The organism is Parabacteroides faecalis (genome assembly GCF_022809355.1).
GTDB lineage: Bacteria > Bacteroidota > Bacteroidia > Bacteroidales > Tannerellaceae > Parabacteroides > Parabacteroides faecalis.
The window spans coordinates 23,134-40,738 of sequence record NZ_JAKZMM010000016.1; the positions used below are offsets into that span (position 1 = coordinate 23,134).

Annotated in this window: 16 protein-coding genes; 5 read left to right on the top strand and 11 right to left on the bottom strand. The window is 42.9% G+C overall.

Annotated features, from left to right (window positions below):
• Positions 1–260: 260 nt before the first annotated feature.
• Entirely contained in the window at positions 261–2,888 is a 2,628-nt protein-coding gene (gene alaS, locus MUN53_RS07905) for an alanine--tRNA ligase (protein WP_243324567.1), read from the bottom strand.
• A 97-nt stretch (positions 2,889–2,985) separates the two neighbouring features.
• Between alaS and MUN53_RS07910 the strand changes: the two genes are divergently transcribed.
• The 3 genes from MUN53_RS07910 (at position 2,986) to MUN53_RS07920 (ending at position 4,813) form a co-directional block, all read left to right on the top strand.
• Positions 2,986–3,969, top strand: a complete 984-nt coding sequence (locus tag MUN53_RS07910; RefSeq protein WP_243324568.1) for a M23 family metallopeptidase — start codon at positions 2,986–2,988, stop codon at positions 3,967–3,969.
• Positions 3,970–3,985: 16 nt separating this feature from the next.
• A complete protein-coding gene (locus MUN53_RS07915) occupies positions 3,986–4,342 on the top strand; it encodes a MerR family transcriptional regulator (RefSeq protein WP_243324570.1) in 357 nt (118 codons plus the stop codon).
• Positions 4,343–4,423: 81 nt separating this feature from the next.
• A complete protein-coding gene (locus tag MUN53_RS07920; protein ID WP_243324571.1) occupies positions 4,424–4,813 on the top strand; it encodes a DUF3127 domain-containing protein in 390 nt (129 codons plus the stop codon).
• Between the two features lie 74 nt (positions 4,814–4,887).
• Here MUN53_RS07920 and MUN53_RS07925 read toward each other — a convergent pair whose 3' ends face one another.
• The 10 genes from MUN53_RS07925 to MUN53_RS07970 form a co-directional block, all read right to left on the bottom strand.
• Positions 4,888–7,185 carry a RelA/SpoT family protein gene (locus MUN53_RS07925; protein ID WP_243324653.1) on the bottom strand — a complete coding sequence of 766 codons (2,298 nt, stop codon included), beginning with the start codon at positions 7,183–7,185 and terminating at the stop codon, positions 4,888–4,890.
• Between the two features lie 102 nt (positions 7,186–7,287).
• A complete protein-coding gene (locus MUN53_RS07930) occupies positions 7,288–8,805 on the bottom strand; it encodes a lytic transglycosylase domain-containing protein (protein WP_243324573.1) in 1,518 nt (505 codons plus the stop codon).
• Positions 8,806–8,809: 4 nt separating this feature from the next.
• The gene (locus MUN53_RS07935; RefSeq protein ID WP_022454723.1) at positions 8,810–9,514 is read right to left on the bottom strand and encodes a DUF5683 domain-containing protein; all 705 of its coding nucleotides are present in this window, start codon (positions 9,512–9,514) and stop codon (positions 8,810–8,812) included.
• The gene (locus tag MUN53_RS07940; protein ID WP_243324575.1) at positions 9,511–10,395 is read right to left on the bottom strand and encodes a ParB/RepB/Spo0J family partition protein; all 885 of its coding nucleotides are present in this window, start codon (positions 10,393–10,395) and stop codon (positions 9,511–9,513) included. The genes MUN53_RS07935 and MUN53_RS07940 overlap by 4 nt, the downstream gene beginning before the upstream one ends.
• A gap of 32 nt (positions 10,396–10,427) precedes the next feature.
• The gene (locus tag MUN53_RS07945) at positions 10,428–11,192 is read right to left on the bottom strand and encodes a ParA family protein (protein ID WP_243324578.1); all 765 of its coding nucleotides are present in this window, start codon (positions 11,190–11,192) and stop codon (positions 10,428–10,430) included.
• 125 nt (positions 11,193–11,317) lie between these two features.
• Complete coding sequence (locus MUN53_RS07950) at positions 11,318–11,692, bottom strand: hypothetical protein (protein WP_243324579.1); 375 nt, start codon at positions 11,690–11,692, stop codon at positions 11,318–11,320.
• Positions 11,693–11,694: 2 nt separating this feature from the next.
• On the bottom strand, positions 11,695–12,258 hold the full coding sequence (locus tag MUN53_RS07955; protein WP_243324581.1) for an RNA polymerase sigma factor: 564 nt from the start codon (positions 12,256–12,258) through the stop codon (positions 11,695–11,697).
• Between the two features lie 3 nt (positions 12,259–12,261).
• Positions 12,262–12,672, bottom strand: coding sequence for a DUF6249 domain-containing protein (locus MUN53_RS07960; RefSeq protein ID WP_022454718.1), 411 nt, complete (start codon positions 12,670–12,672; stop codon positions 12,262–12,264).
• 135 nt (positions 12,673–12,807) lie between these two features.
• Entirely contained in the window at positions 12,808–13,665 is an 858-nt protein-coding gene (locus MUN53_RS07965; protein ID WP_243324583.1) for a 3-keto-disaccharide hydrolase, read from the bottom strand.
• Between the two features lie 29 nt (positions 13,666–13,694).
• Complete coding sequence (locus tag MUN53_RS07970) at positions 13,695–15,182, bottom strand: Gfo/Idh/MocA family protein (RefSeq protein WP_243324655.1); 1,488 nt, start codon at positions 15,180–15,182, stop codon at positions 13,695–13,697.
• Between the two features lie 586 nt (positions 15,183–15,768).
• On the opposite strand from MUN53_RS07970, the gene MUN53_RS07975 reads away from it, so the two are divergent.
• Both MUN53_RS07975 and MUN53_RS07980 read left to right on the top strand, forming a co-directional pair.
• A complete protein-coding gene (locus MUN53_RS07975; RefSeq protein WP_243324585.1) occupies positions 15,769–15,996 on the top strand; it encodes a DUF4492 domain-containing protein in 228 nt (75 codons plus the stop codon).
• 11 nt (positions 15,997–16,007) lie between these two features.
• On the top strand, positions 16,008–17,588 hold the full coding sequence (locus tag MUN53_RS07980; protein WP_243324586.1) for a cytochrome ubiquinol oxidase subunit I: 1,581 nt from the start codon (positions 16,008–16,010) through the stop codon (positions 17,586–17,588).
• The last annotated feature ends 17 nt before the right edge of the window (positions 17,589–17,605 follow it).

The window sequence follows — 17,605 nt, forward strand, 5'->3', positions numbered from 1 at the left end:
TCTCTATATACTGAAAACGCTCTTCAGAAACAGATTAATCTTAATATTTATGCAAAAATAAAAATAATAACACAAATCTACAATTGCATTTTTATATAAAACGTATGACAAAACCATTTCACTTACAAATCATAAGTAAACGTCCAGTTACATACATGAACAAAAAGAATAAAGTTTCATTTTCAAATATATTACTACTTTGAAAATGAAACTTTAACATATAAATACAATCTGAAAGTCAGATTGATGTACAGACCTGATTATTTCAAACCAGCTGATTCCAAAATTGAATCAACGGCAACATCCAATCCTTCCGGATTTTTACCGCCAGCAGTAGCGAAATGAGGTTGTCCACCGCCACCACCTTGGATGTGTTTCGCTGCATCTTTCACCAATTTACCAGCATGCAAGCCTTCTTTTACCAAACCTTCGCTCAATGCAACCATCAAAGCACACTTGGCTCCATCTTTAATACCTCCAACGAAGAATATTTTTCCGTCCATCGGTGCTTCACCTTTAATCTGGAAAGCCAAGTCTTTGATTACTTCTACATTGGCATTTCCCTTAAAGACGATCACTTTAACACCATTCTTTTCCTGAGCATTGGCAACCAGTTCTTTCTTCAGATGCTGAACCTTTTCTTTAACGTAATCGTTAATCTGTTTCTTCAGTTCTGCATTTTCTTCGATAGACTTACGAATCGTCAAAGCCAAATTCGGCACATTGTTAAACATAGCGCGCAATTCGCGGATAGAGTCTTGCAATACAAAAGTATAATCTTCAGCAGCTTCGGCTGTAACAGCTTCGATACGACGAATACCTGCAGCAACCGAACTTTCACCAACGACACGTAAAGAACCGATCATACCTGTCGCCGGAATATGTGTACCACCACACAACTCAATAGAAGTTCCGTATTTAACAACGCGAACGTTATCACCATATTTTTCTCCAAACAATGCCATGGCACCTAATTTCTTAGCCTCTTCTATCGGCATGTTCCGATGTTCTTCCAATGGATAGTTGGCACGGATCTTTTCACCTACCAAACGTTCAACCTTTCGGATTTCCTCATCTGTCACCTTCTGATAGTGTGAGAAGTCGAAACGCAAAGCACTTGGTGATACATACGAACCTTTCTGTTCTACGTGTGTTCCCAAAACTTCACGTAAAGCTTCGTGCAACAAGTGAGTGGCCGAGTGGTTGCATTCACATTGAATACGTTTCTTGGCATCAATCTTTGCCGTAAACACAGCTGATACGTCTTGAGGTAATTTTTCTACAAGATGAATCGGCAAGTTGTTTTCCCGCTTCGTATCTATCACAACAACCTTTTCATCACCGTTGATCAACCATCCGGTATCACCAACCTGACCACCCATTTCTGCATAGAACGGAGTCTTGTCCAGAACAATCTGATACAACACCTTGTTCTTCTGTTTTACCTGACGGTAACGAAGAATTTCAGCATCATATTCAAAAAAGTCATAACCAACAAATTCAGTTTCTCCTTCTCTCAGAATAACCCAGTCACCTGTTTCTACAGCGGCAGCATTACGGGCACGTTCTTTCTGCTTCTGCATTTCGACATTGAATTCTTCAATATCGGCATCCATACCATGCTCGCGCAAGATCAGTTCTGTCAAGTCCAACGGGAAACCATACGTATCATATAAAGTAAAGGCATCAACACCGCTGATAGTTGTCTTTCCAGCAGCCTTTGTTTCTTCCATTTTCTTATCCAGCAAACGGATTCCGGTTTCAAGTGTACGCAAGAAAGCTTCTTCTTCTTCCTTGATTACCTTTTCAATCAATGACTTCTGAGCAATCAGTTCCGGATAAGCATCCCCCATTGTCTCGATCAATACCGGCAACAGTTTATACATAAAGGCTTCTTTCCGGTTCAGGAACGTATATCCGTAACGAACGGCACGACGCAAGATACGACGGATAACGTAACCAGCCTTTGCATTTGAAGGCAACTGACCATCAGCAATAGAGAAAGCGACAGCACGCAAGTGATCGGCAATCACACGCATAGCTACATCTACATTTTCTTCTTTTCCGTATTCCAATCCAGACATCTGAGAGATAGCCTGAATGGTCGGCTGGAAAATATCTGTATCATAATTCGAATGTTTACCCTGCAGTGCACGAACCAGACGCTCAAAGCCCATACCGGTATCGATTACATTCATCGACAGTTTTTCCAGTGAGCCATCTGCTTTCCGGTTAAACTGCATGAAGACCAGATTCCAAATTTCAATTACCTGTGGATTATCTTTGTTGACCAGTTCACGTCCGGGAACTTGTGCTTTTTCTTCCGGCGTACGCGAATCCAAGTGAATTTCCGAACAAGGACCACAAGGACCGGTATCACCCATTTCCCAGAAGTTATCATGCTTGTTTCCATTGATAATATGATCTGCCGGAACATGTTTTGCCCAGTAAGAAGCGGCCTCATCATCACGTTCCAGATTCTCTTCTTTAGAACCTTCGAATACGGTTACATACAGATCTTTCGGATCCAGATGTAATACATCTACCAAGTATTCCCAAGCCATATCAATGGCACCTTCCTTGAAGTAATCACCAAAACTCCAGTTACCAAGCATTTCGAACATCGTATGGTGATACGTGTCGTGTCCTACTTCCTCCAAGTCGTTATGCTTACCGCTCACGCGAAGGCACTTCTGGGAATCGGCTCGCCGGCGAGGTTCCGGATCACGGATTCCGAGGATAATATCTTTCCACTGATTCATTCCTGCATTGGTAAACATCAATGTAGGATCGCCCTTTACCACCATGGGCGCAGACGGCACAATTTGGTGTCCTTTAGAAGCGAAGAACGCTTTAAACGATTCACGGATTTCTTTTGCTGTCAACATAATATATCTATCTAGTTCTCGTTAATATTCTGAAAAACAATTTGCAAAAGTACAGCAAATTATTATTTTTGCAGCTATCCAAGCAACAAAATATTCAATGAAACTATTTAAAAACAGGAAAACATATTATTTATACAACCCCAACACGCTGGATTATGAACGTGTTTACCCTTCGGCCAAGGATCGGCTGTTTTCTGTTCTGCGACATTTGAGTACAGGAATTGCTTTCGGTATCGCCACGTTCTTCATTATGATGCACGTCATCGATTCGCCCCAGGAATCTCAACTGCGAAAGGAAAACAAGTTATTGCAAACCCAATATGAAGTACTGGATCTGCGTCTGAACAATGCGATGGAAATCTTGGATGACATCCAGCAACGTGACGAGAATTTATACCGTGCCATTTTTCAGGCTGAATCAATTCCTGAATCCGTCCGCAAATCCGGATTTGGCGGAACCAACCGATATAAACATCTGATGGAACTTAGCAACGCCGAACTGGTTGTCTCGACTACCCAAAAGATGGACATGCTTCGTAAACAGCTTTATATCCAGTCTAATTCACTGGAAGAGCTGATTGAGATCGGAAAGAATCAGGAAGAACGGGCAAAATGTATTCCGGCTATCCAGCCCATTTCCAATAAAGATCTACGGCAAACGGCTTCTGGTTACGGCATGCGTATCGATCCTATCTATCGTACTCCCCGATTCCATTCAGGAATGGACTTTTCAGCCAAGGTTGGAACAGATATTTATGCTACAGGTGATGGGAAAGTCACCATGGCTGGTTGGAAACAAGGTTATGGTAACTGTGTCATGATTGATCATGGTTATGGATATCAGACCTTATACGGACATATGAGCAAGTTTAAGGTACGTGTCGGACAAAAGGTAAAACGCGGAGAAGTAATTGGTGCTGTCGGAAATACCGGAAAGTCAACCGGTCCTCATTTGCACTATGAAGTGATTGTACGCGGCCGTTACGACAACCCGTCCAAGTATTATTATATGGATCTGACGCCGGAAGAATACGACCGGATGATCCAGATCGCCGAAAATCACGGTCAGGTAATGGATTAAGAGGAGAAATTACAGTATGACCATCAAGAAAGACAAACCCCTGAAATTATACTATTCCATCAGCGAGGTGGCACAGATGTTTGATATCAATGAGTCGGCACTTCGGTTTTGGGAGAAAGAGTTCGACATGATCAATCCGCGGAAGAACGAGAAAGGGACTCGGTTCTACAAAGAGGAAGACATCGAATCCGTCCGCGTAGTCTATTACCTGCTTAAAGAACAAGGCATGACATTAGCTGGTGCCAAGAAGAAGTTACGCGACAACAAAGAGAAAGTCATCCGGCAGGTGGAAGTAGTCAACAAGCTCAAACTCATCCGGGCAGAATTATTATCTATCAAAGAAGCATTCGACAGGATTGATCCGGAGGAATAATTTATTCAGCTTTCGCAAGGTTTTACGCCGGAAAAGCCGTACCTTCGCCAGGCAATTACGAATTAATAAACACAATAGTATATGGAAATTACAGGAAAAATCATAGCTGTCTTGCCCGAGCAAGGTGGCGTCAGCAAGAACGGTAACGAATGGAAAAAGCAGGAATACGTATTGGAAACGCATGATCAGTATCCCAAGAAAGTTTGTTTCCAGTTGTTTGGTGCAGACCGTATTGCTCAAGCCGCTATCCAGCCAGGGGAAGAACTGACTGTTTCATTCGATATCGAAAGCCGTGAATATATGGGGAAATGGTACACCAACATCAATGCTTGGAAAGTAGAACGTCCTGCAGCAGCTCCCATGAATGCAGCTCCTGCAGACATCACACCTGATAACATTATACCTTCTGGTGCTCCGATAGCTGCTCCAGATTTTGGTCCTTCTAATCCAGTAGATGATCTGCCGTTCTAATAATTGATAATTATAAATGACATAAAACAGGCACGAATGGATAGAAGTTCGTGCCTGTTTTATTTATATCTTCATCAATCGGCGATACGGGAAACAGACTTGATATTCTCAATCTTCGAAAGACGTACGCACAACTTCTGAATATCTTCCACATCGTGTACTTTCAATTTGATGCGTCCCTCAAATACACCATCTTTGGCCTCAATCAAAAGGCGGATAATATATACATTAAACTCCTCAGAGATGATTTTCGTTATCTCATTCAACACACCCAATGAGTCGATACCTTTGACTTCGAGCGTTGCCTCAAAAGATGAAAGCTGATGACTACTCCATACCGTATTCAAAATACGCTCACCAAAGCTACTCTTCAAACGCATGGCAATAGGACAAGAACGCTTGTGAACAACCACATTCCCGTCGTCGTTGATAAAACCTAATGATTCATCACCCGGAATCGGTTTACAACACTCAGCTATCACATAATTACGCTCGAAGGCTTCTTCTTTCAGGATATACGGCTTCTTCTTGTCATAAACCGGTTTTTCCTTCGTTTGCGTCTCATTAACGGCCTCTTCCGGAGTCGATTTTGAATACTTAGTTGCCCGACGTAAGGCTTGCTTTACATATTTAAAGAGACCGTTTTCATCTTTCTCCCGGAAAAGCTTACGAACATTTTCCGGCAACACTACATCACCTTTCTCAACTGAATAGTACAAGTCGTCACGCTTACTGAAGCCATAATACATCGCCAGCTTATCCAAATTCTGAGCTGAAGGTTCTACTCCCGACTTCTGGCAAGCAGCTAACACTTTCGCTTCTCCGCCTTTGATCGTTTCCTTTCGGATACGACGCACCACAGCAGTAATCTTGGTTCGTGCTCTAGCCGTCGTCACAAAATTCAACCATTCCGCTTGCGGTGTCTGGGATCGGGAAGTCAATACTTCCACCTGATCTCCGCTACTCAACTTATGACTCAGAGGAACCAGTTTATGATTTACTTTCGCACCAATACATTTGTTTCCCACATCAGAGTGCAAAGCATAAGCAAAATCCAAAGCAGTCGCACCTTGTGGCAAGGTCTTCAATTCACCCTTTGGGGTAAAGACAAATATTTCAGATGAAAAGAGATTCAATTTAATGGTATCCAGAAAATCCAAGGCATTTGGATCTGGACTTTCAAGAATTTCGGTGATTGTCTGAAGCCATTTATCCAGTTCCGTATCTTCCTCAACATGGTTTTCCTTATACTTCCAATGCGCAGCAAAACCTTTCTCTGCAATGTCGTCCATTCGGCGACTACGGATCTGTATTTCTACCCATTGTCCGTCCGGCCCCATTACGGTCAGATGCAATGCCTGATATCCATTAGCCTTCGGACGACTTACCCAATCCCGAATACGATCCGGACGGATACGGTAAATATCCGTAATCGCAGAATAGATATCCCAGCACTGGTTCTTCTCATCCACTCCTGGTAACGGATCGAAGATGATACGAACGGCATAAATATCATAAATATCTTCGAAGGCAACTTTCTTGGCCTGCATCTTGTTCCAAATGGAATAAATGGATTTCACGCGGGCTTTCATTTCATAGTTCAGCCCCATTGCCTTCAACTTGGCATCCACCGGTTCGGCAAAATGCTTGAATAAAAGTTCGCGGGCAGAAGCCGTTGCTTCCAGTTTCCGACGGATAGCTTCATACTCTTGCGGATGTTCGTATTTGAAACTCAGGTCTTCCAGTTCCGTCTTAATGGAGAATAAACCGAGGCGATGCGCTAACGGAGCATACAGATAAAGCGTTTCACCCGCAATCTTAAATTGCTTGGCAGGCAACATGGAACCTAAAGTACGCATATTATGCAGGCGATCGGCGATCTTGATCAAGATCACACGAATATCATCACTCATCGTCAAGAGTAACTTGCGGAAGTTTTCCGCCTGTGCAGAAGCTTGTTCACCAAAGATACCACCGGAGATTTTAGTCAGTCCGTCCACAATCTGCGCGATCTTATCGCCAAACATATTGCGAATATCTTCGACGGTATATTCCGTATCTTCCACCACATCGTGTAACAAGGCAGCACAAATAGAAGTAGAACCCAATCCCATCTCACTGCAGACAATCTTGGCTACAGCGATCGGATGCATGATATACGGTTCTCCTGAACGACGTTTCACACCGTCGTGTGCCTGCTTAGCAAAATTGAACGCCTTGGTTATACGTTCTACCTTACGGCGATGATTGGAATTCAGGTAATCCTGTAACAGGTCATTAAACCCGTCTTGTATCATTTGTTCGTCAGGAGACAGTTTTGACGCTTCCGTTGTTCCTGCATTTGGTTTATTTGTATTTAGCATGTCCTTCATTTCTTCCATGGCACAACCTCCCAGCTTTATGATGTGTAAACACAAATATAGGAAATATTTGTTAAGGGCATACTATTTGGACAAGAAAAAGAAAAAACAATCTTATCCGACCGGGATTTTCAATACTTGTCCCGGAATAATTTTGGAATCCGACAGGTTATTGGCCTGTTTCAAAGTCTGTGCTGACACTCCGGGATATTTGGATGCTATCGAATACAAGGATTCTCCCGAACGAACCTTGTGGGCGATATAACCGTCTTTCTTTTCTGCTTTTTGGGCAGGCGAAGCTGATGCAGTTTTCTCCTTCTGGGCATTCTTGACAGACAAATAAACACCACCGTTATCAACATACAGCTTCAGACGTTTTCCGCGTGCCAGCCGATTCGATGATAAACGATTCCATTTCTTGATTTCTTGTGGTGTGACACCATAGCGATTAGCAATCGTATAGATATTCTCATTCTTCAAGACAATATGCGTCACCTGTTCCCGTGTCGCTACTCCCGAAGTAGAACCACCGCTGATCGTAACAAGGTAAGAAGGCAAAAACTCTTCTACCCGATACTGATAGATGGAGTCTTCTTTATCAACAAACGCATACGTATCACTTGCCGGAAGTTTCAATACGGCATCACCGGTATTTCCGGGAACTATATCCCGCTTATATTGCGGATTCAAAGCCCTCAACTGTTCCAAGTCTACCTGAAGCACTTCCGATACTTGCTGCAAATGCAGCATCTTGTTCACATGAATGGTATCTGTTGCCAGAGGCAAATTGGTTTCCAACGGACAAAGGTTATGATCGCAATAATAATTCATCACATAATTAGCGGCAATAAACAACGGCACATACGAACGGGTTTCTTTCGGCAAGTAAGGAAATATATCCCAGAAGTTCGTCTTTCCTCCCGAACGTTTGATTGCTTTATTGACATTTCCCGGTCCGCAATTATAGGATGCCATCACCAGACTCCAGTCTTTATAGATAGCATACATATCCTTGAAATAAGCGCAAGCGGCCTCTGTAGCCTTCACCGGATCGCGACGGTCGTCTACCAAACTGTTAATCGTCAATCCATATTGTTTACCGGTCGGAAGCATGAACTGCCACAACCCACAAGCTCCAACTCGCGACAAAGCAACCGGGTTCAAGGCACTTTCAACCACAGCCAGGTATTTCAGTTCGATAGGCAAGCCATGTTTATCAAGTACTTCTTCTATGATTGGGAAATAATAGTCGGCCATGCCCAACATATAACGAACCAGATTTCGGCGCCGTTCGGTATATAGATCAATACAATCGCGTACTACATTGTTATATGGCATGGGGATAATACGGGGCAAACTAGCCAAACGACTAGCATATACCGAGTCTGGGAAATAAACATTCTCTTCATCATCATGACAATAATCCTCCCGTTTGGTGAAATATTGCACATGCCATGAATGAAGTAAACTATCAATATCCGAATCCAGACTTTCCGGAATAATACCAACTATTTCTTCTACGATTGAATCGGCAGGCAATGTCGAACTGGGATATTCCTGTTCCAATTCTTGTCCGCATATCGGCATCGCACCGTATGCTAAACATACCAACAAAACAACTAGTCTTTTCATGCTACTAAAACTTGATACTGCAGTTTAATCCATACGATCGGGAACTATAAGCCGTCTGTGGTGTAACCGAAGGCTCCCAATGCATGGATAAATCCGGAGATATGTCAAAATCAAACAGCTGGGCATCCACATAGGCATCAATAATAGACAACGCGTAAACACCAACTGTTATGATAATACTTAAATCACGATAACGGCGGTAATAATCTTTCCGGTTCTTCAACTGGGTCTGGAAATTGGTATTGGTAACCCATTCTTTCGGATCATACCCGACACCTAAGAAATCCTGCCAGCTGGTATGAAACTCTTCTACCGGTCGGTTCGGCTCTTCCGCATCCATCATAATATCCTTATAGGCAGTAGAGTAGTCCTGATAATTACGGTTATTCCACGTTACTGCATACATACAACCCATCAAACCTCCGTAAACAATGGGCAATTTCCAGAACTTCCGGTTATAAATCTGACCTAAACCCGGAACAAGAGCCATCAAAACGGCTTTCTTCGGATCCGGTTTGAATTCCATCTTGATTTGGGCCGGCTTCGGCAAAGAATCAGCCGCCAGCATCACCGACCGCACAGTCGAATCAGCAGCTGCTTCTATCCGCGAGGAATCAGCCTTTATTTCAAACGACTTCGCATCTTGGGCAAATCCCCACGACGAACAACTTATAAAAGCCAGACAAACAAGTAGAATCCGGTATATCATTTCAAATTATCCAACAAGCTGATCAATTTTTCCAACTCTTCTTCTGAAGCAAACGGGATCGTTATCTTTCCTTTTCCCTTTTTATTACAAACTAGCTGAACTTTCGTCTGGAAAAATCTCGACAAATGTTCTTTCAACAGATCAAATTCTTCAGGCAGGGTTTCCTTTTTCTTTTTCTCGTCTACCGGTTTCTGAGGCAATGTTTCTCCCTCAGCCACCGAACGGACCATTTCTTCTACCTGACGGACCGACAAACCTTCTGCCAGAATCTGCTCATAAAGAGCCAACTGTACTTCAGGATCTTCAACAGGCAATAAGGCACGTGCATGTCCCATATCAATCCGTTTATCTTTCAGTCCAACCTGAATTTCGGCCGGTAATTTCAGCAAACGAAGATAATTGGCGATTGTAGCTCTTTTCTTTCCGATCCGTTCACTCAGCTTTTCCTGAGTCAATCCGTAGGTTTCGATCAGTTTCTGGTAAGCCAAAGCGATTTCGATAGCATTCAAATCCTCACGCTGGATATTTTCTATCAATGCCATTTCTACCACATTGTCATCAGCTGCCGTACGGATATACGCCGGAATGGAAGTAAGTCCAGCCATTAAAGAAGCCCGGTAACGACGTTCTCCTGAAATGATCATATACTGCTCTGCTCCGGTTTCCTTGAGTGTAATCGGCTGAATCACTCCTAACGAACGGATCGAAGCGGCCAGTTCTTCCAAGGATTCTTGCTCGAATACAGAACGAGGCTGTTCTGGATTGGGCTGGATTTTACTCAACTCAATCTCACTAATAGACGATGAGCCACTTGTCTTCAAGTCGTCCATCGTAATCAATGCATCCAAACCACGGCCCAAAGCCGATCTTTTCATTACCATAAATCTCCCTTCTTAACCGACAATATCAACTATTACTTATTCTTATCTATTAATTCCTGTGCCAATTGCATATAATTCAGTGAGCCCTTCGAATCGGCATCATACAAAAGCACCGGCTTTCCATAGCTGGACGCCTCACTTAACTTCACGTTCCGTTGAATGACGGTATTAAATACCAAATTCTGGAACGGGCGCTTTACCTCTTCATAAATCTGGTTAGCCAAACGAAGGCGTGAATCATACATGGTCAGCAGAAAACCTTCTATCTCTAATACCGGATTTAGTTTTGACTTGATAATCTTAATTGTATTCAGCAATTTGCTAATTCCTTCCAACGCAAAATATTCACATTGTACCGGGATAATCACCGAATCGGCTGCTGTCAGCGCATTGACAGTAATTAATCCCAACGAAGGTGAACAGTCTATCAGAATATAATCATACTTTGTTTTCAGAGGAACCAGTATGTGTTTCAATATCTGTTCGCGATTGTCCATATTCAGCATCTCAATCTCCGCACCAACCAAATCTATGTGAGATGGAATAATGTCCAAACCTTCTATTTCCGTTGGTACGACGGCTGTCTGTGCATCATTTCCGTTCACCAGACATTCATAAATGGAAACTTCCACATTTCGGATATCAACTCCCAAACCGGAAGATGCATTTGCCTGCGGATCAGCATCAACAACCAATACTTTCTTTTCTAGGGCGGCCAATGAAGCGGCTAAATTGATCGTCGTTGTTGTTTTACCAACACCGCCTTTCTGATTTGCCAAAGCAATAATCTTTCCCATAAAATTGTACCCATTAAAATCCGGGTACAAAACTAAACATTTAAAATTGAATCACATTCGTTTATTCTGAAACAATCGTTGCATTGTTGATAACTTTCGTGAATTGTTGATAACTTATCAGACGTTTATTGGAGACTTTCTTCCTGTTGCCGCATTTCTTTATTTCTTTTCCGATCCAACCAGACACCTGCAATATACAACGGTACAGCCAGTGCACAGGTTAAAACCAACGACAAATAAGGTGTCATTTCTTCCAGAATAACACGCATGGTTAATTTATTGGCATACATGTAATAAAAAGCACCTGCGGCAAGTAGCAGATACACCAGAAACCAACCCAACCAGGAAGCTGTAGAAGGCATATTCGGTACAAAAGCAATTTTAGCTGCTTGTTGCTGACGTATCAAAGCCATGATACGGGTATTCAACGAGGCGGAAGGGCGTTCGGCCGTTCCTTCCATCAAACGGCGAGTCAGTCGGTCAAGATCCTTATTTTCCATATTTACAGCAAATTTCTCATTTCATTCTTCATTCGCTTTTCCAACGCTGTATAGAAATGTTTACGCGCCCGGAAAAGTTTTGTTTTCACATTCGATTCGGAAAGATCCGTGATTTGAACGATCTCTTCCACCGAACATTCATCCAGATAATATAATGTCAATAACAGAGCCTCATCTTTTTCCAGTGTCTTCAATATCTGCGAGATGATTTCTTTTCTATCTTCTCTCTCCAGCAGGGAAGTAGCGGTTTCTTGTTCTGCCAGAGAGACATCTCCGGCCTCTACTTCGTCATAATCCGAAAAAAGATGTTGCCCGCGCAAAGCAGTCAAAGCCGTCCGGTAAACAATCCGATAAAACCAGGAAGAAAGCTTACTGTCAAAACGAAAGTCTGGCAGAGCCTGATACATTTTCAAGAATGCATCCTGTACTACTTCTTCGGCATCCTCCCGGTTTTCCACGATTCGAACGGCTATGGTATAGGCCATTTTCTCATATTTGGCTACCAGGCATGAGAAACTCTGCATGTCTCCCGCCAGAATAGCGGCTATCCAACGACGTTCATCCATTGATTACAGTTGTTCGATCCTACGCTCAGTATCTGCATTCATTTTCTTGTCTTCCAGACGTTCTTTCATTTGCAATTTGCGGGAAAGTGCGAAATAAACAATGAAACCAAGACCGCCAAACAAAACAGCAAACGTAGGGATCACCATAAACTCAAAATCGTTTTCCGGAACCGATGGTTCAACAAACATACCTACAATCAGGCCGATTGCCAGTCCCACCATAAACAAACCATTCCGCAATGCCGGATAACGGTTTGGACTTCGTTCGGGTTCTGCCAAGATAACTCCCTTATCAATCATCTTGATGCGTTCTTCGTGACGGTTACGAAGCAGAATAACCCATCCTGTACCTAAGGCTGCAACCGGGAAAATAAAAATACCGATAACGGCTACCAATCCTATTAATTCATCCATATCTGTAACTTTTTAAATGGTTAGTAATTAAGTTCATTTGTCCATAAGACTACACGACTTAAACTCTGGTTACAGAAAAGCCCGAGATTAACACATCTTAACCTCGGGCTCTTTATTCAATTGTTCAACTATATATTAGTCAAGAACCTTAATACGAATGTTACGATACCATACGTTATCACCATGATCCTGCAAACCGATGAAACCTTCTTTCTTTTCACCACCGCAGTTCAACAGCAATTCGTATGCCAACGGCCATTTGTCTTTGCTGAATTTACTCTTATCCAACATTTCTTTCCAAGCCGGAGTCCACATGTGGTATTCAACAACTGGAGAATCACTGTTCAGATAATGAGCGATTGTTCCTTTGTAGCAAAGGATCTTACCCTTGTTCCATTCGCCATAAGGTTTAGCATTCTGCGGTTTAGCCGGAATCATATCATACAAAGAAGATGATTTACGGTTACCGTCAACGCCTAACTTAGCATCTGGATGGTTTTCGTTATCCAATACCTGGTATTCCGGAGCAGAAATATATGAAGGCTGACCTTCAACTTCCTGAATCATGATAAATACACCAGAGTTGGCACCTTTATCTACCTTCCATTCGAATTCCAATTCGAAGTTGCTGAACTTGTGAGCGAAAATCAAATCGCCACCGTCCTTAGCACCAGCTTCACCATTTCCTGAACCTTTGATGTGGATAGCACCATCATCTACAACCCAAGCTGCCGGAACATCTTCACGGTCATAACCACGCCAACCGTTCAATGTCTTACCGTCAAACAAAGTGATCCAGCCATCGTTGTCTTTCGGGAAAGCAGACAAATCAACTGTCGGAAGATCCAATAATTTGTACTCAGGAGCTGCTGCTTCTGCTGCAGGTTCTTCTACCGGAGTTGTTTCAGCTGTTTCTGCTTTTTTGCCTCCATTACAAGATGCAAAGCACATCATCAGTGCTGCTGCACCAGCAAATAATACTGACTTTTTCATTTTACTTTTTTATTTTGTTTAAAACCTTATTATCTAGGCATATCAGGCAACTTCCAACCGTCACGGTAGTTATGCTTGATCAATTCAGCTGCGAACTGCTTAGCGTTAACCGGTTCTGTCCAATCTTTGTTGAATGAAGGATGACCATCATGAATAGTGAAACCATCCTTGATACAAGTCTTGATTGTTTCGTTGTCTGCAATATTGGTAAACTGCATGTTCTGGCCATCCCATTCCAATGTCTTGTTCAAAGCCTGCAAACGGATTGCCAATACACCCATTACCACCATTTCATTGAACGGACCAGCTTCTTCGAAACGAGACTTCAATACACGACGGTTTTCTTTGCTTTCCTTACAAGCTGCTACCCAGTCCATTTCATGACCACCGCCCATTGCTTTCGGTACACGACGGCAAACTTTCGGAGCGTTAGGAACACGACCTGACAACAAGAACGGCTGTTGACCGTAGCAACCGCAAATCAATGTATCTTTTGTTCCGTGGAAGATTGTCAAACCACCACCAGGACCCATCAATTGTTTACCTTCTGGGAAACCTTTTGGACGATCAGGCATCATTCCGCCATCATACCAGTGAATTTCAACTTCCGGCATAGCGATCTTCGGCATGTTTTCACGAGCCGGGAATGTCAATTTAACGTGTTGAGCCTGAGGAGCACAAGCATTCAACAACAGTGTTGAAGAACCTTCTACTTTAGTAGGATAGCCTAACTTCAAGGCTTTAAACGGCTGATGCAAGATGTGGCAAGCCATATCTCCCAATGCACCTGTACCATAATCCCACCATCCACGCCAGTTCCAAGGATGATATACAGCGTTATAAGGATTCAATTTAGCAGGACCTGTAAACAAATCCCAGTTCAATGTCTTCGGAATGCGGTCTTCTTTTTCAGGAGCGTTCAGACCCTGCGGCCAAATAGGACGGTCAGTAGCACATTCTACTTTATATACTTCACCGATTTCACCATTCCAAATCCATTCGCAAACCAAATCAGTTCCTTCATCTGAAGAACCCTGGTTACCCATCTGGGTAGCAACACCAGTTGATTTAGCTAAATTTGTCAGCAAACGAGATTCATATACAGAGTGAGTCAACGGTTTCTGGCAATATACGTGTTTTCCCAGAGTCATCGCATCGGCAGTAATCATAGCATGAGTATGGTCGGCTGTAGCGATGATAACCGCATCAATTGAGCTAGCCATTTCATCGTACATCTTACGATAATCCCAATATTTCTTTGCATTGGGGAATTCGTCGAATACACCTTTAGCATATTTCCAGTCAACATCGCAAAGTGCTACCAGATTTTCGGTATCCTTTACGTGACTGATATTAGCATGACCCATACCACCGATACCTACGGCAGCAATATTCAACTTGTCAGTCGGAGCTACATATCCGTGACTTTTTCCTAAAATAGAATTAGGAGCAATTGTAAACGCGGCAGCAGCTGCAGCGCTTCTCTGAAGGAATGATCTTCTACTAATTGACATAATAATTAAATTTATAGATTAGCACACTAATGTTTTTCACTTATCCATATCCTTAATTCACTATGCAGTGGACCAAGGTTGTTGCAAATATAAGGATACATTAATTATCAACAATCATATTTCCGATAAAATCTTTAATAAAATAATTTTTTTTAACAGCAAAATCCGTCATATTTCAACTATCAAACAGCTTTCTATTTGCAGAAAGAGATGAATCTTTGGATAAAAACAGACCCGTATTCATATCTAATAATCAGACAGACAAGTTTGTATATTATTATTTTAAACTGGGCAACCAGTTGCTTCTTGGTATAAAGAATACGACTTTTCAATTTTTTGACAGCTGTCAAAAAGCTTTTCCATATATGTGATAAAGCTTTAGCACAGCTGTCAAAAAGCTTTACGACTACTGTGCTAAAGCTAGAAAGTAATAGGATTTTTACCATTTGCCGGCAGGATATGAAAAAATCTTACAGATATTACCCGCAACTTTTTTCTAGTCTTGCTGTTTATATAATAAGGAATAAAATATCCGATTCGGATTCCGGGAAGAAATGATAGGCAGAAACAACCTGAAGACACCTCGAAAATGAAGACGTACATACGGAAAATCTACGATTTTTACCGGGAAGGTTTCCTGAGCATGAGGCTGGGAAAACTTCTCTGGCTGATCATCCTGATCAAGCTCTTCATTATTTTCTTCATCCTAAAACTCTTCTTTTTTCCTGATTTCCTGGGGAAATATAAGACGCCGGTAGAAAAGGAAGAATATGTTTCCGGGGAATTGGTCAACCGGGCTCATTCATTTATTAAATAACATCATGTACCATGATTGCGAATATTGACACCTCATTGATCGACTGGTCGAGAGCTCAGTTTGCTCTCACAGCCATGTATCATTGGCTTTTTGTGCCTCTTACATTGGGTTTGGGTATCATCCAGGCCCTGATGGAAACGCTGTATGTAAAAACGGGTAAGGAGTATTGGAAAACGACTGCCCGTTTTTGGATGAAACTGTTTGGAATTAATTTCGCCATCGGTGTTGCGACCGGATTGATTCTCGAATTTGAATTCGGGACAAACTGGTCTAATTACAGTTGGTTTGTAGGAGACATATTCGGAGCTCCGCTTGCCATCGAAGGTATTGTGGCCTTCTTTATGGAAGCAACCTTTATAGCCGTCATGTATTTCGGCTGGGAGAAGGTGAGCAAACGTTTCCATCTGGCTTCCACGTGGCTGACTATTGCCGGAGCAACCCTTTCGGCCTTATGGATTCTGGTAGCAAACGCCTGGATGCAATATCCGGCAGGTATGCACTTCAATCCGGACACCGTGCGAAACGAAATGCTTGATTTCTGGGCAGTAGCTCTCTCTCCGGTAGCCATCAATAAGTTTTTCCATACGGTTTTGTCCGGTTGGGTAACAGGAGCGACCTTTGTCATCGGTTTGAGTTGCTGGTATTTATATAAGAAACGCGAACAGGCTTTTGCGCTACGGAGCATCAAGGTTGGAGCTATCTTCGGATTAGTGGCTTCCGTGCTTTTGCTTTGGACCGGTGATGGTTCGGCTTATCAGGTAGCCGACAAGCAACCGATGAAACTGGCCGCCATGGAAGGTTTGTATCAAGGTGAAAAAGGAGCCGGACTGGTGGGTATTGGAATTCTGAATCCAAACCGTAGTTCGTATGACAGCCCGGAAGATCCATTCCTCTTCAAAATAGAAATCCCAAAGATGCTTTCACTGCTGGCTGAACGAGATGCAGATGCCTTCGTTCCGGGCATCACCGACCTGATTGAAGGAGGATATACGGATAAAACAGGCCAGCCCGCCTTATCGGCCGAAGAAAAGATTGCTAAAGGGAAACTGGCCATTCAAGCATTAGCCGATTATCGCCAGGCCAAGAAAGAGAAAGATGAAGCCGGTATAGCAACTCATCGGACTGTATTGGAAGAGAATTTCGCCTACTTCGGATATGGATACCTGCAAGATCCATCGGAACTGATTCCTCCGGTCGGACTCTCGTTCTATTCATTCCACGTAATGGTCCTTTTGGGCGGATACCTGATCCTGCTCTTCCTGGCCATTTGGATACTGCACCGGAAATCCGCTTTCCTCCAGATGCGCTGGTTACATCTCGTCGCTTTATGGAGTATTCCTTTGGCTTATATAGCGGGACAGGCAGGATGGATTGTGGCAGAAGTAGGCCGACAACCGTGGGCAATCCAGGATATTTTGCCAACGATAGCCGGTATTTCCCGACTCGAGACGGCTTCAGTACAAACAACCTTCTTCCTCTTCCTGATTCTGTTTACCGTTTTGCTCATAGCCGAACTGCGGATTCTGATCAAGGCCATTCAAGTCGGACCGGAAACAGAAACAGCCCATTCACAGACTAACGAATACGAGTAACATCTTAAATGAAATGA